Source organism: Paenibacillus sp. FSL R5-192 (assembly GCF_000517845.1).
GTDB lineage: Bacteria > Bacillota > Bacilli > Paenibacillales > Paenibacillaceae > Paenibacillus > Paenibacillus amylolyticus.
The window spans coordinates 411,734-426,257 of the sequence record NZ_ASPR01000014.1 but is presented as its reverse complement, the minus strand read 5'-3'; the positions used below and the strand labels follow the sequence as shown (position 1 = coordinate 426,257).

Here is a 14,524-nt window from a genome sequence, read left to right as displayed (position 1 = left end):
AGTATCACATTCTCTCCCCCAGACAGGCTGTATTTTGTTTCACACCATACCCATGATCCGAGGAGGAAATTACACAATGAGTTTTACAATTGATGAATCATACGTTCTGTCTTTCCTGAAAAAATTGTTGGATACACCAAGCCCAAGTGGTTACACACATCATATTATCGAGATGATCCGGAAGGAAGCAGCAGCACTGGGCATCGCTTGTGAGCTGAATAACAAGGGCGGGGCGGGGCTTACATTGCCCGGACAGGACTCTTCCAAGACAATCGCTTTAAGCGCTCACGTGGATACGCTAGGGGCCATGGTACGCTCGGTTACATCCTACGGCACATTGAAGCTTACCTCTGTCGGTGGCTTTTCGATGCAAAGTATTGAAAACGAATATTGCAGCATCCATACCCGGGATGGAAAAACATACACAGGCACCATTCTCTCCCTTCATCCGTCTGTCCACGTCTATCCGGATGCACGTACCTTTGAACGGTCCGAGAGCCATATGGAAGTTCGAATCGATGAGGTCGTCTCCTCCAAGGAAGATGTGTTGAAACTCGGGATCTCTGTCGGCGACTTTATCTCCTTTGATGCTCGCGCAGTCATCACGCCGAGTGGTTATATCAAATCACGTCATCTGGATGACAAAGCCAGCGTGGCTGCCCTCTTTGGCATCCTTGAGTCTGCACATCGTGAAGGCTGGAAACCATTACATAACGTCTCTCTGCTTATCTCGAACTATGAAGAAGTTGGACATGGCGCATCGTATATCCCTGCGGAAATCAGTGAAATGATCGCTGTAGACATGGGAGCTATGGGTGATGACCTGAGCTGTAAAGAAACCGACGTTTCTATATGTGCCAAAGATTCTTCTGGCCCGTATGACTACGATATGACCAGTCGTCTCATTGAACTGGCCAAACAAGATGGGATGAATTACGTCGTCGACATTTATCCCCACTATGGCTCAGATGGCAGTGCAGCATTACGCGGAGGAAACAATATCCGTGCAGCACTGATCGGTCCTGGAGTTCATGCATCTCATTCCATGGAGCGTACACATAAGGATGCTGTCCTGAATACGGCACGATTGCTCGCAGCCTACATTACAACCAAGTAAAACAGAATCATTTTTCTACGAAATCATTATGGTGACATTCATATGTCTTGTCTAATCAAAAAGGCCCCTTCCAAGCACACTGAATTGTTGTGCTTGGAAGGGGCCTTTGTTGTCATATCTTTTAATCTGCCTGTTCGACATATGCATGATACTTACGATCCAATATCTCTAACTCTGCCTTATGGTCACGCATTTCATTTCTTAACACATGCATGGTTTTCCGAACCGCGCTCAGTCCATCCTTAACCTGACGTTCGGCTTTACGAATTTTGTCTTGAACCATCCAGTCCACGAAGAGGTTATCGAAGAAATAGTCTGCGAATGAAAGCAGACCCCCCAGATGCAGATCCGCATGTACTGCCATCTCTACATCCTCCAGTTCCTTCTGAAAACGTCGTAGACGCTTACCTGCATCCATGATGGCGACCTGAGCGTCATCCATTCTTCCTCGCTTGATATGTGTGGAGATGACCCCACCACCCATCATGTCATATACACCCCAATTACCTGCCGAAGCCAAAGCCTTCTCGGCACGTTCAAGGGCATAGAGCAGGTATTCCCCCTCCCGGAAAGCTTCATCCAGTTCCTGAAGCTCGCTCGCCAGATGTTCCCGATTCTCAGCCATCTGTTGCAATTCCGCATCCTGGTCCAGCAGTCGACCTTCCTTCTTCCCCCACAGCGCGTTGTAATCGCTCTGCCAGTACTGATACTGCCGCCCGCCCTCCAACTCCTGCTCCACATGAATTCGTTGCTCCTGTACGTCTTGTAACATGCGACAAGCGGTGTCGTATGCAGCCTTGCTCTCCATGAGTTCCAGCTCTTCCTTCTCCAGACGCTCTGTCTTCTTGCCAATCAGTTGATAGAAAAATGCCGACAATGTCATACTGTTCAGTCGATCAACGTCCTTCTGCTCCTTCTGGAGATGCTCCAGACGACGTTTTACCTTTGCTTCCCATTCGCTTTCCTCCGTTTGAAGCTTCTCCAGACGTTTGGTCCATTTCTCGTAAATTCTCCCCTTTTCCTTGAGCGCTGCCAACTGTTGATTAATTTCTTTATACATAAGTGTGGTGTTCTCTCCCTTCTATGGAATTCTTTACTTATACAACGTAATGAACATACAGAACGTTTCACATAAAATCGCAAATTCGCAGACAAAAAAATCGCCCTTTTCTCCAATGCGACATAAAGTCACTGTAGAAGAAAGGGCGATGTTTAGTTATAAATCAAGACTTGCTCTGTTCAATCTGCTCTGCAAGTTCATTCAGAACGGTCCAGCGTTCCATCAATTCATCCAGATGACGTTCAGCCTCAACCTGCTCCGCCATCAACTCCTGCAGACGGGCAGAATCACTAAATGACTCTTCCATCTCTTTGTTAATCCGGACAAGATTGGCTTCAGCCTTCTCAATATTTTCATCAATCTGGTCGTATTCACGTTGCTCCTTAAAGCTGAATTTCAACTTCGGTTTAGCCGCTGACACAGCAGGCGTCGTTTTCTCCGATGACTGCTTCACCTTCGCCGCTCCTGTATCACTCTCTTGATTAGCTCCAGGCGCATTTTTCAGCATCCATTCCGCATACTCACTGTAGTCGCCGACGTGCACACGTACAGCACCGTTGCCCTCAAAAGACAAAACTTTATCCACAGTACGATCAAGGAAATAGCGATCATGGGATACGACAAAGACAACACCAGGAAAATCATCCAGGTAGTCTTCCAGTACAGCGAGTGTCTGGATGTCCAGATCATTCGTCGGCTCATCCAGCAGCAATACATTCGGCGCAGCCATCAGCACACGCAGCAGATACAGACGACGCTTCTCTCCACCAGAAAGACGGGAGATTGGCGTCCACTGGGATGCCGGAGTAAACAGGAACCGCTCCAGCATCTGGGATGCTGTAATCAGAGAGCCATCAGCTGTTTTCACATTCTCGGCCACTTCCTTGATGTACTCAATCACACGAAGAGATTCGTCCATCTCCTGATGTTCCTGTGTGAAATAACCCAGATTGACCGTAGGACCAACGTCAACCACACCTGCATCAGGTTCCAGCTTGCCAGATATCATCTGAAGCAACGTGGACTTACCACTACCGTTCGGTCCGACAATCCCTACCCGATCTCCAGGTACGGCAATATAACTCAGATCTTCGATCAGCGTGCGGCCACCCACGGATTTGGAAAGATGCTCGATCTCCAGAATCTTTTTACCCAAACGAGTGGAGCCAACGGATACTTCCAATGAACCCGAGCGCTGGACTCCTTGTTGGTCTTTGAGTTGTTCGAAGCGATCAATTCTCGCTTTTTGTTTCGTCGTCCGTGCCTTGGCACCACGACGAATCCATGCAAGCTCCGTCCGAAGCAAGTTCTTACGCTTCTGTTCCGAAGAAGCTTCCCGTTCTTCTCGCTCCGCCTTCAGTTCCAGGAAACGTGTATAGTTCGCTTCGTATCGGAACAAACGTCCATGATCCAATTCCAGCATGACATTCGCCACACGATCCAGGAAATACCGATCATGCGTAATCATAAGCAGTGCGCCGCGGCGCTTCTGCAAGTACTGCTCCAACCAAACGACCGAATCATTATCAATATGGTTCGTAGGCTCATCCAGAATGAGCAGTTCACAAGGATGAATCAGTGCAGCAGCAAGTGCTACCCTTTTGCGTTGTCCACCAGACAATGTGCCCATCAGTGCATCGAATTGACGAATACCCAGTTTGGACAAAATGCTCTTCGCTTCACTCTCCATCTGCCAGAGCTGAAGCTGCTCCATTTGCTGATTCAAACGTAATAACCGCTCTTGCAACGCTGGATCAGACGAATTCAGTTCCAATAATTCCATCGTTTCCGTATATTCACGCACGGTTTTCATTTCCATGCTGTCACCTTCGAATACTTGTTGCAATACCGTATTATCCGGATTGAAATCCGGATTCTGTGCCAGGAACTGAATACGTACGTCATTACCGATCGAGATCTGTCCCGCGTCTGCAGGTTCCATACCCGATATCACACGCAAAAACGTGGATTTACCGGTTCCATTTACCCCAACGACACCAATCTTGTCCTGATCAGCCATACCAAATGAAGCATCCTTGAACAATATTTTTTCGCCATAACTTTTTGCAATTTGCTCTACCGTCATTATGTTCATTGCTCGTACCCACTTCTCTGTGAATTAAAATTCAATATTACGTACATCCGCGCACTTACTTTAAACTTGTAAAAAAGAACGGCATCCGTCCAGAAACAATGCTGCTGCAAAAGCAATTCGTTTGTTCAGATGTTCCTCATTAAACTCCGGATTCAACATGATATCCATCTTCAGCCGGTCCAGAATTCCAATATAGGCTTCAGCGAGCAATACAGGCTCAGGTACACTTGCACTTTCCAATACCTCACACACCATACTCATGTATTGATTCATGAATGCCTTCATGAATTTCATCAGATCCGGATCATTATTGGGTGCCATAAAAAAGAGCTTGGTATGATTGCGACGCTCATAATAATACGTAAGGTGGGTCTTGGCTATTGCTCCAAGTTTATCACCTGTGTTCTCATACGAGTTCAAAGCATATTCAAGACGGCTGATAAAACTGTTACAATCCCGCTTGGATACTGCGATAAATAATTGTTCCTTGCTTTTGAAATATAAATAAATGGTGCCTTTTGCGATGCCGGCTTCGTCTGCAATATCAGACATTTTGGTCTCATAAAAACCTTTCGAGCCAAAAATACCATAGGCCGCATCCAAAATAGCCTCCGATTTGTCTCCCTGTACAGTGCTCAAAATGTATTCCCCCCTACAACGCCAAAATGTTACCTAAACCAATCGCCACACATCCGCCGATCACCGAGCTAAGCACGTTCACCAGGTCGTTACTCATCCATGCCCAGCCACGAGCCCGAACCGTTGGATGCCCGCAATGTTCATGTACCTCAACTTCACGGCCACACACAGTACAACGATACATCATCTGCACCGTTGCGCCCAGATAGGAATCGGCAAAAGCACCTGCCAACCCGCCTGCAAGACCGACAAAAGTCCAACTAAACAGACTAAGCCCTTCTATCCCGGCGATCCAGGAAAACAAGAATGCTCCCACACCAATCAGAGCCCCGCCTACGGCTGCAGCCACGGTGCCAAGAAGTGAAACACCTCCTGAAGCACCTGGCGTAAGTACCTTCCACGTGAGAACAGAGCGCGGCGGCTTGCGACTGAGACTCCCAATTTCGGTTGCCCATGTATCCGATGTAACGGTAGCCATTACACCAATGAAAGCATACACCCATGCCGGATGTGGAAATATCCAGTATCCCAGACATAGGAACATACCCATTCCACCATTAGCCATCACTTGTCCGGCATCCCGATTTCCTGACTTGGCATAGGATTTCTCCAGCTCCTGCTTCCGATCTTTACGAAACCTGGAGAGCAACGTTGAAGTAATGAAAAACAACAATAACGTGCCAAACCAGAACAGGTTACCCGCTCCGTAATATATCGTTCCCATCATGATGGCTGCCAGGCAGCCAGACAAGGTTAGCGACTTTTTCGCATAGGCAGCACCTGCCACCATAGAAGCGCATACGGCGCCAATAATCCAATCCATAATGTCTCCTGCATGCAGCGTATGTACAGCCCGCATGACGTTTATTGTATTTTTGAAATTCAATTATACCACGGTTTGATCCCAATGCCGAAACTCCTTACGCCAGCACACAAAAAACCTGTTTTGGCCTCGTGTAGAAGTGCCAAAACAGGTTTTTGATCAAACGTTAAAACAAGATACCCTCCCTCTTCAAGTAACGTCTGGAATTCGGTGTTCCCAGGTTCTGTTTCAGACCCGCTTCGCTCCTCCAATGACCCCATATCGGTAGAGTACTCTGCGACCAAACCAGTTGAACAATCGATCCGTCAGGAATCCCATAAAACCCAGGGAAATCAGCCCGACAAAGATCCAATCTGTTCGGAAAAAGAGTCTGGAATTCCAGATTAAGTAACCCACTCCCTCATTCGAGGCAATCATCTCAGCACCGATTATGGCCATATACGAGGTTCCCATCGCCAGTCGCACACCCGTGAAGATATACGGGGTTGTCGCCGGAACAATCACATGCAGCAGAATCTGCCGTTCATTGGCTCCCATACTGCGGGCCGACCGGATTTTGTCCTCTTCGACGGAGAGTACACCTGTCAGTGTATTCAATACAACAATGAAGAAGGTTGCGTACATAATAAGCGCGATCTTGGATTGTTCTCCAATACCGAACCACACCAGAAATAAGGTAATAAAGGCGATCGGCGGGATAAAACGTATAAAGTTAAGGAACGGTTCCGCGAACAGCCGGATGAGATGAACTTTACCAATAATCAGCCCTACCGGGATAGCAATGATGCTTCCGAGTACCCAGCCCGCCAGTACACGAGTGAAGCTGATTCCGATATACTCCATCAGCGTACCGTCAGCAATCAGTTCGCGTGCTCCCAGGATCGTCTGCCACGGACCAGGGATTACGTCAGGCCCATAGATGAGGGCACCGAGCTGCCAGATTAAGATGACCGTTACCCATAGAAGCGGGATAGACACCCATTTTTTCTCCAACCATTTCATCTTACATATCACCTCAGTTATTCTTCAAAGTGGCCTTGAATCCGGTCGTACAGGGTGTTGAACTCAGACGAGGCGATGTTCCTCGGGTAAGGTAAGTTGTTGTGGTAAATATCCGTTATATTCGAAGCCGGACCTACAGACATAATGCCTATGCGCTCACCAAGCAATAACGCCTCCTGAATATCGTGTGTGACAAAGATAACGGTTTTATGGGTTTCTTTCCAAATATTAACCAGTTCTTTCTGCATGGTCCGCCGCGTCATGGCGTCCAGCGCACCGAATGGCTCATCCATCAGCAAGATCGCCGAGTCATTCGCAAGTACGCGGGCCAATTGAACCCGCTGCTTCATACCACCTGATAGTTCTTTTGGAAATTTCCCCTCATGAGCACTCAGTCCCACAAGCTGGATGTAACGATCAGAGATCTCACGTCGTTGTGTCTTAGGCACCTTGGACATTCGAAGTCCGAATTCAACATTTTCCCTCACAGTTAGCCATGGAAAGAGAGAAGAATCCGCCTGCTGGAATACCATTGCCCGATCCCTGCCCGGTCTGTCGATCTCCTTGTTATCCACCTTGAGCTGTCCGCCCGACTTGGAGATAAAACCCGCAATCATATTCAGCAGCGTTGACTTGCCACACCCACTGGGACCAAGCAGGACAAAGAACTCTCCTCCCTTGATAACCAGATCGACATCCTTAATGATATAATGCACATCCCCATTGGTCGGGGCATGATACGTTTTCCGAAGCTGTTCAATATGAATGGTATGCTGAGTTGCAGGTAAGGACATAACGGACACCTCCCATTTCAATATAAATTATTTACTATATGTCACTTTATCCGGCAGAGCCTGCTGGAGAGAAGTCAGATCGAGTTTGGAGTCGAGATCAAAATCCTGTTCGATGATTCCAGTGTCCACCATATATTGCTTCTGACCTGCCAAACTATCATAAGCAGCCTGCGTAAATCCAACTTCCCATGGATTGATCGGAAGGTCTTTTAATGTGGCATCTTTAGGCTGTTTGGTCTCTTGATACATCAGATCTGCAACCTCTTCAGGATGCGCTTGAGCATACGTGGAAGCTTCATCCAGCGCCGCAAGGAAGTCACTGATCTTTTCAGGTTTTGCCTGGATGAATTCATTACTTGATACCAGTCCCATACCAAGGCGTATAGGCGTCTGAGACATATCCGTCAGCTGATGTACTCCTTCGAGTGCATCGAATTTATCGGTTAACGCGGAACCTATGACCCAAGCGGCATCAAGGTCTCCCTGTTTCAGTGCGATGTAGGCCTCATCAAAAGCCCCCTGACCAATTTGCGTCACATCACTCAGCGCCACCCCCTGATCTTTCAAATATTCATCCCATAGATATGGAATAAATGTGCCTCGAATGAAACTCACTTTCTTGCCCTTCAAATCCGCTCCACTCTGAATATCCTCCTTTGCATACAGCTTCCAGGCGGCTGCCGCTTCATCCGTAGTCTGGCCTGCAGAAGCGATGACTGAATATTCCCCTTTAGACAAAGCATTTAATACAGGGAAGTCCGCCCCGTACGCAATATCTACCTGTTTGATAAATAGTGCATTTACACCTTCAGCCGGTGAGCCAAACGTAATACTCTCTGCATCAATGCCCCTGTTTTCAAAAAAACCTTTGGCAATGGCTACCCTGAACGTTGGGTTGGTACTTGTATCTGCGATTCGAATTTTTACATTATCGGTATTTTTACCGGTAGCGTCTTTTGCTCCAGATCCTGCTGCGTTTGAACTGCATCCGGATAATAGGAGTGCCGTTGCCAGGAATAATATCAATACGCCGGTTACTATGGATGGTTTTCTCACAATATACACCCCATTCGATCTAGTCATGATTCTTGACGCTTAACCGCCTGACTTGCCTTCATCCGACGTTGCCACACAGGCTGCACCCTCCACAAATGGAAGAGTTGTCTCTACGCTCACGATGGATGCAGAACCTTTGGGTGCTGCTCCCGGGACCCTGTAGGTGGAGACATCAATGGCTTCGATGGCAACTTCCTGCGGTTTCTCCAACTGTGGAACCCACTGATAAGGAACTCGATATGAGCGATAGACCATATTGGTATTCCGCCCATCCATGTAAGGGGAGACATACTCCCAGACCAGCTCATGCTCCGCAGTCACTTCGAACAATCTGCCATTGGAACCCTCGGTTATTAGGGTGTTGCCGTTAGGTAAACGCTGGGCGGAACTGATGTATGGGCTATAAAATTTATAAGAATCCGTCGGAACTGAGAAACCTGCTTCTGCCGATGTATACTGCCAGACAATCTCCAGAGTGACCGGGTTAATCTCCAGTACACGGGAGTGATCCCGAATCGCATGTTTCAATCCAAATGGAGAAGCCGGATTTGGAAGGCCGTAACCTGCCCAGCCGCCATTGTCGAATACGAGCAAATTCCCTTCACCCGGTAGACCTTGGGGAATGATATGTGCATGATGCTGCCCGATAATTGTGCCGATGTGTTTCGCTTCATGTGAAGTATAGTCTGGCCCTAATCTCCACACGATCTTTCCACTCTGTCTGTCTGTAATGGCGATTATGTTGGCCTCTCTGGCATCCCAGATAATATTGTCGGGGTGGAACCGTTCGTCTCCTTCTTCATAGAAACGGTTGGGTCCGACATAAGAAGCAGAATTAATATGTAACCAGTCACCAACACCACCACCTAGATGACCGAAAGAACGTGTATTCGGATCACGGAACAGGACATTTCGAGCAGCTTCATCAAAACCTAATTCTTCAAAATGTTCGTTTGGCAGCCACTCCCAGAGTACCTTCCCCTCCCAATCGACTTCGATAATGGCATCATCAAGCAATGGCTTATCTGAAATTTGCGGGTTACTCACATTTTTGTGTGCCAGAATAAGTGTTTTACCACTCTTCGTCTTTGGCGCAAGGCCAGGTGCATAATAACCTACCGGATTCCCCTCACGCTGATAATCATGATGCTGGCGGGCATACCATAGCGGCTCATACCCCGGATCTTCGATGTGTTCGTAGCTATTGTATTTCCATACAATGTTGCCGTCCCAATCCACTTGGACCAGATCGACATTGTCCTGAATACCGAACTTCGGATCTCTCCGACCCGTGCTGCCCAGCACGTAGCCGCCAGGTAATATTTTGGCCGGAAAACCTAACAATCCTTTCCACAGGTGAACCTCCTTGCCATTCATATCGATCAATACTACGCCTTCTTCACCTGCCTGATAAACGGTATAACCGCCCCAAGCCTTATCCGGATTGTATAACGTCGCTCCAGTTGGATATATTGTTGAGTGTCCCATTGCTCATCTCTCCCTAGAATGTTTGTGGTATATCAAATGTCGTTACATTGACCCAACCTCAATAACTGAGATAGTTCCTCTTCCCGGCATTGTCCCGCTGCTTCTGCTCAAGGTCACTTGTGGAGGACCGATTATGTTCTTGTATCCCGTTGCTCTCCGCCAATTCCAGCACCGTGTCCGAGAATCCCTCCAGATTCGCTACTACCCGCTCGTAGAATTGACTTTGCTGCTCCAGTTCCTCACTCGTAAAACCCTCAAACAGAAGCGTGATACATCGGGCACCGATGTTGCTGTTTCTCGCATACATCTCCCGCCCGCTGGATGTGATGTCCAGTAAAACCGTCCGGCGATCGTCTTCCTTTCGTCTGCGGATGGTGAGTCCCTTTTTCTCCAACTTATCGGTTAGAGCAGTAATGGCACCGGATGTAAAGTCCAACTGTTCTGCCAGATCTCCAAGCCGCTGTTCTCCCTCACGAATGATTTTGTGCAGGATAAGCATGCCTGGCAGGCTGATACCTTCTACAGAGATGCGATCCCGCTCTTTGACAAATCGTCTGACCATTTTGCGAAATAACCAATCCGTCCGCTCCAACGCTTCCCAGTCTCTATCGCTCATTTCATAACCTCCTTGATCGTTTGAAGCTTCAATAAAGATACGAAAAAAGGCCCCCGAGGACATTCCTTAGAGGAGTAGTCCTGGGAGCCTTTGGTGGTCCAATCAGCTCAATGCAGTTTTCAGTTCAAATTAGTTCACTGTTCATTTAATGAGTATTAAAATAATTGAGATTATCATATAACCAACTAACCCAACCTGTCAAGTGAGAATTGTATTAGTGATCTTTTCTTGTTGCGGTCGTTCTCCGCTAGGTTAAAATTACTTATCCTGTTTTAAGTTTCACTTCAGGTTTCCCGTTTACACTATTCTCAGATCGAAACATCTACAACTACATCAACGACAAGCTACGATTCAGTTCGTACTCAACTACAGAAATGAGGATTATCCATATGAATATGAAAAGAGTCATTATTATAGGCACAATGATTGTCACTATGTCCTTCTCTGGAACAGCCTGGGGCCAGTCTGCCATCTCTCCCATACCTACTGCTAAATGGTCCATCGTTGACTTGGACACTCGTGAGGGAAGCAGTGATGAGCTGCTCGACGCTCTGAATCAGGCTTCAGAAGTGGATCTGTACCAGGAACTGTACAACGGCAAATCACTGAGGACGATTACGGAAGAAAACAACGGGAATTTGGATGAGGTCATTGCTATACAAGTAAGGCAGCTCAAGGAACAGTTGGATGAACGGCTCGCAAGTGGAAGTATCAGCTCGGAGCAACATGCTGCACAACAAGCTGAACTGGAAGAGTTGGTCACGCGGAGTGCAAACACAGCATACAGCTTGGCCTAAATTAGTAGCGTATCCGTACGATGAAGATATAAACATATATCCACGATAACACAGCAAAAAGGAGCGTATTCACGCCCCTTTCTTGTACCCTATTCATCTCAAGCAGGTATGATGTGTAATCCTTATTGCGCTGCCCCAATCGTGCAGGCACCCAAGGATTCGCCGTCCCATGCCAGTTCGAGCACATCTCCTGCTTGTGTTGGTCCAACACCTTCCGGTGTTCCTGTAAAAATGACATCGCCCGGCCCCAGGCCGTAATGGTGACCTACATAATCCACAATATCTTGTAAACTGAAGATCATGTTACGAATGTTACCACGCTGGACTTCCTCACCATTTTTGGTCAATGTAAAGTCTTTCTCAAGTAAAGCTGCCGCACCCGGGAATGCCTGAAATGCAGTAACCGGAGCGGAATTTCTGAACCCTTTGGCCGCTGTCCACGGGTGGCCTTTTTTCTTAATCACGGTCTGTACGTCACGTAACGTAAAATCAATACCAAGCGCATACGCATCCACCAGCTCATCCACCGCCATACCTGGCTCATAACTCCGGCCGATTTGCACGACCAGTTCAGCTTCATAGTGAACTTCACCCTTGCTAGCAGGCAATTCAAGCGTTTCACCATTCAGGGGCACGACTGCATGAGAAGGTTTCATAAAGATCATTGGCTCATCCGGAACCGCGTTACCCAATTCTTCCGCGTGAAGTTTATAATTGCGTCCTACACAGTATACATTGCGAATGTTAGTCAACATGGGTATATTACCACCTTTATCGGATTCATTAGTGCATATAGGAAAGTTAGGGTCTGAAAAATCGGCTGCTCGTCTCCTGAAATGCCAACTCCCACACGTCAGGACGGTTCGTACATAACATGAGTTCTGGATCAACTGCCGCCAGTTTCTTCATAATGGTCTTGTCATCCACTGTCCAAGCCATCACCCGAATGCCTGCACTCCGCATCTCGTTCATTAAGGATTTGTCTACATTGGTGTATCCAATCGAGAGGAATGTACAATTCATCTGCCGCAGGGCGGTTAACAGATCACCAGGTCGTGCATCGATAATTAGCCCCGTCTGGATCTCCGGCGCAAGTTTCTTCACTTCGATTAGAGCGGCTGGTTCAAATGAGGTGATCACAACATCATTTTGCATATGTCTTTTTCTCACTTCATGTATAACAGCCGCAGGCAGACCCGGGTACATGTCTCCCTGCGTTTTCAATTCAATGTTCAAACGCACTCTGCCGCACGAGCGATCTAACAATTCACTCAGCGCCGGAATCCGTTCGCCTTTGTAAGACTTGTTTTTCCATGCTCCCGCATCCAGACGTTGCAGATCAGCCCAATCGGTTTCCCGAACCAGGCCCTTGCCATTTGTCGTGCGGTCCACTGTAAAATCATGAATGACCACTGGTACACCATCACGCGACAACTGCACATCCAGCTCCATCCACTGAACTTCAGGCCGCTCTATGGCCATCAGGAATGCAGCCATCGTATTCTCTGGTGCAATAGAAGAAAATCCACGGTGCGCTACACAAAGGTTGTTCATTTGATTCCCTCCTCAAAAAGGTTTTTAATTAGGTGAAGCGACTCCATTCCCATCATATCGAATGCCCGGGGAGAGCTTTGCCATCTGTTCCAACAGCAGTTTGTTCGCCTCATCGATCATCGGAATGGCCTGGCCAAGCCCGGCCTCATAAGGGATAACTTTCATGCTGCAAGCTGCATCTTGACTACAGCGAGCCTGAAATACCGCCGTTTTCCATGTCTCTTCAGTTGTTGATCTGGAGAAAATGAAATTTCCCGTACTGTATGCAATCCACTTCCCCTTATAGTACTCCAGCCCTTGCAACACATGAGGATGACCACCTATAACCAGATCAGCGCCAGCATCTACAAACTCATGAGCCAATCGGGTCTGGTCACTATTCGGAGTACTTACACGTTCTTCTCCCCAATGTGCAACCACGATGACCAGATCAGCCTTCTTACGGGCCTCTTGGATCGCTTTGACTGCTCCTGTGGAATCATAGGCTTCAGCTACGCCAGCCCGATTGCCTTCCGCCTTCCAACTCGTTTCCGGTACAACTCGGGAGAACCCAAGCAATGCAATCTTCATGCCTTTGCGTTCCAGATATGCTGGTGCATAGGCCTCATCCCTGTTCATACCTGCCCCGGTGTGAGCTATGCCATATTCCTTGAGATAAGTTAACGTATCCACCAAGCCCTCTACGCCCTGATCCAGAATATGATTGTTTGCCAAATTGACAGCATCAAAACCGGCTGAAGCCATTGCCGCCAATGCTTTGGGCGATGATTTGTAGACATAGGTTTTATCAGTTGCACTGGTACCACCACGAGTTATTGGTGTCTCCAGGTTACCGATGGTAAGATCATCATCCTTGAATAATCTGCCGAGTTTGGCAAAGGGATAATCATAACCGTTCTTATCCAGCAGTTCAGCAACTTTGCCCGAGAATTGAATATCACCAACAAAGTTAATCGTGACATCCTTCGCTGAATTGGAAGGTTTCGACGCCCCTGATTCCTGATCCACACCTGCATTTCCCTTGGTGCTGGATGGTGTCGAAGTTGCCACAGGTTTTTTCGTTTCGGATTCTGCTTTCTCACTATTGGTATTGCTTGAAGTGTCAGGTGTCGCTACTCCCGTTGTCTTTTCTACATCCTCTGTTGTCTCTTCATCCGTAGCTTTAGGATCTTCTTCCGAAGTCTCATCTGATTCCGAGTCTGGATAAGTTACTTGATCGCCGCCTTTGGCATCGTCTCCAATGGAAGGCTGATCCTGATCGACGATTTCTTGTTTCACCGGCTGGTCTGCCTGTTGCTGACGTGTATTAATGACATAAAAAATGCCCACCAGACCAATTGCAATGATCAATACAATATTAACTGTCCAGATGATTGTGATTGTATTGCGGGTGCGTTTACTACCTTTTTTCTTCTTTACACTTCGCTCTGATCTTGGGGGATACATAAGCAACTCCTCTTCTTCTTCACAGCCATACATACCA

14 protein-coding genes are annotated in these 14,524 nt (G+C 47.5%); 2 read left to right on the top strand and 12 right to left on the bottom strand.

Annotation, left to right across the window (positions count from 1 at the left end; genetic code table 11):
* The first annotated feature begins 76 nt into the window (after positions 1–76).
* On the top strand, positions 77–1,117 hold the full coding sequence (locus C161_RS10290) for a M42 family metallopeptidase (RefSeq protein ID WP_036670130.1): 1,041 nt from the start codon (positions 77–79) through the stop codon (positions 1,115–1,117).
* A gap of 121 nt (positions 1,118–1,238) precedes the next feature.
* Here the strand turns inward: C161_RS10290 and C161_RS10285 are convergent, their stop codons facing one another.
* The 9 genes from C161_RS10285 to C161_RS10245 form a co-directional block, all read right to left on the bottom strand.
* Entirely contained in the window at positions 1,239–2,177 is a 939-nt protein-coding gene (locus tag C161_RS10285; protein WP_036670128.1) for a hypothetical protein, read from the bottom strand.
* Between the two features lie 163 nt (positions 2,178–2,340).
* The gene (locus tag C161_RS10280; RefSeq protein WP_036670126.1) at positions 2,341–4,272 is read right to left on the bottom strand and encodes an ABC-F family ATP-binding cassette domain-containing protein; all 1,932 of its coding nucleotides are present in this window, start codon (positions 4,270–4,272) and stop codon (positions 2,341–2,343) included.
* Positions 4,273–4,332: 60 nt separating this feature from the next.
* The gene (locus tag C161_RS10275; protein WP_036609680.1) at positions 4,333–4,911 is read right to left on the bottom strand and encodes a TetR/AcrR family transcriptional regulator; all 579 of its coding nucleotides are present in this window, start codon (positions 4,909–4,911) and stop codon (positions 4,333–4,335) included.
* Positions 4,912–4,924: 13 nt separating this feature from the next.
* Positions 4,925–5,734: a DUF92 domain-containing protein gene (locus tag C161_RS10270; RefSeq protein ID WP_036670125.1), complete on the bottom strand. Its 810-nt coding sequence runs from the start codon at positions 5,732–5,734 to the stop codon at positions 4,925–4,927.
* Between the two features lie 228 nt (positions 5,735–5,962).
* Positions 5,963–6,736 carry an ABC transporter permease gene (locus tag C161_RS10265; RefSeq protein WP_036670122.1) on the bottom strand — a complete coding sequence of 258 codons (774 nt, stop codon included), beginning with the start codon at positions 6,734–6,736 and terminating at the stop codon, positions 5,963–5,965.
* A 17-nt stretch (positions 6,737–6,753) separates the two neighbouring features.
* Positions 6,754–7,530: an ABC transporter ATP-binding protein gene (locus C161_RS10260; protein ID WP_036670119.1), complete on the bottom strand. Its 777-nt coding sequence runs from the start codon at positions 7,528–7,530 to the stop codon at positions 6,754–6,756.
* Positions 7,531–7,557: 27 nt separating this feature from the next.
* Complete coding sequence (locus C161_RS10255; protein WP_051449684.1) at positions 7,558–8,613, bottom strand: ABC transporter substrate-binding protein; 1,056 nt, start codon at positions 8,611–8,613, stop codon at positions 7,558–7,560.
* Positions 8,614–8,625: 12 nt separating this feature from the next.
* Positions 8,626–10,074: an aryl-sulfate sulfotransferase gene (locus C161_RS10250; protein WP_036670115.1), complete on the bottom strand. Its 1,449-nt coding sequence runs from the start codon at positions 10,072–10,074 to the stop codon at positions 8,626–8,628.
* A gap of 58 nt (positions 10,075–10,132) precedes the next feature.
* Positions 10,133–10,690: a MarR family winged helix-turn-helix transcriptional regulator gene (locus tag C161_RS10245; RefSeq protein ID WP_036670114.1), complete on the bottom strand. Its 558-nt coding sequence runs from the start codon at positions 10,688–10,690 to the stop codon at positions 10,133–10,135.
* Between the two features lie 389 nt (positions 10,691–11,079).
* Between C161_RS10245 and C161_RS10240 the strand changes: the two genes are divergently transcribed.
* Positions 11,080–11,487 carry a hypothetical protein gene (locus C161_RS10240; protein WP_036670112.1) on the top strand — a complete coding sequence of 136 codons (408 nt, stop codon included), beginning with the start codon at positions 11,080–11,082 and terminating at the stop codon, positions 11,485–11,487.
* 122 nt (positions 11,488–11,609) lie between these two features.
* Here C161_RS10240 and C161_RS10235 read toward each other — a convergent pair whose 3' ends face one another.
* From C161_RS10235 to C161_RS10225, 3 genes are read right to left on the bottom strand one after another with little or no spacing between them, the layout of a single operon-like run.
* Positions 11,610–12,242 (bottom strand): fumarylacetoacetate hydrolase family protein, encoded by a 633-nt coding sequence (locus tag C161_RS10235; protein WP_036670110.1) that lies wholly within the window; start codon positions 12,240–12,242, stop codon positions 11,610–11,612.
* 46 nt (positions 12,243–12,288) lie between these two features.
* Positions 12,289–13,041: a glycerophosphodiester phosphodiesterase gene (locus C161_RS10230; protein ID WP_036670108.1), complete on the bottom strand. Its 753-nt coding sequence runs from the start codon at positions 13,039–13,041 to the stop codon at positions 12,289–12,291.
* Positions 13,042–13,065: 24 nt separating this feature from the next.
* Entirely contained in the window at positions 13,066–14,487 is a 1,422-nt protein-coding gene (locus C161_RS10225; RefSeq protein WP_036670106.1) for a CapA family protein, read from the bottom strand.
* Between the last annotated feature and the right edge of the window lie 37 nt (positions 14,488–14,524).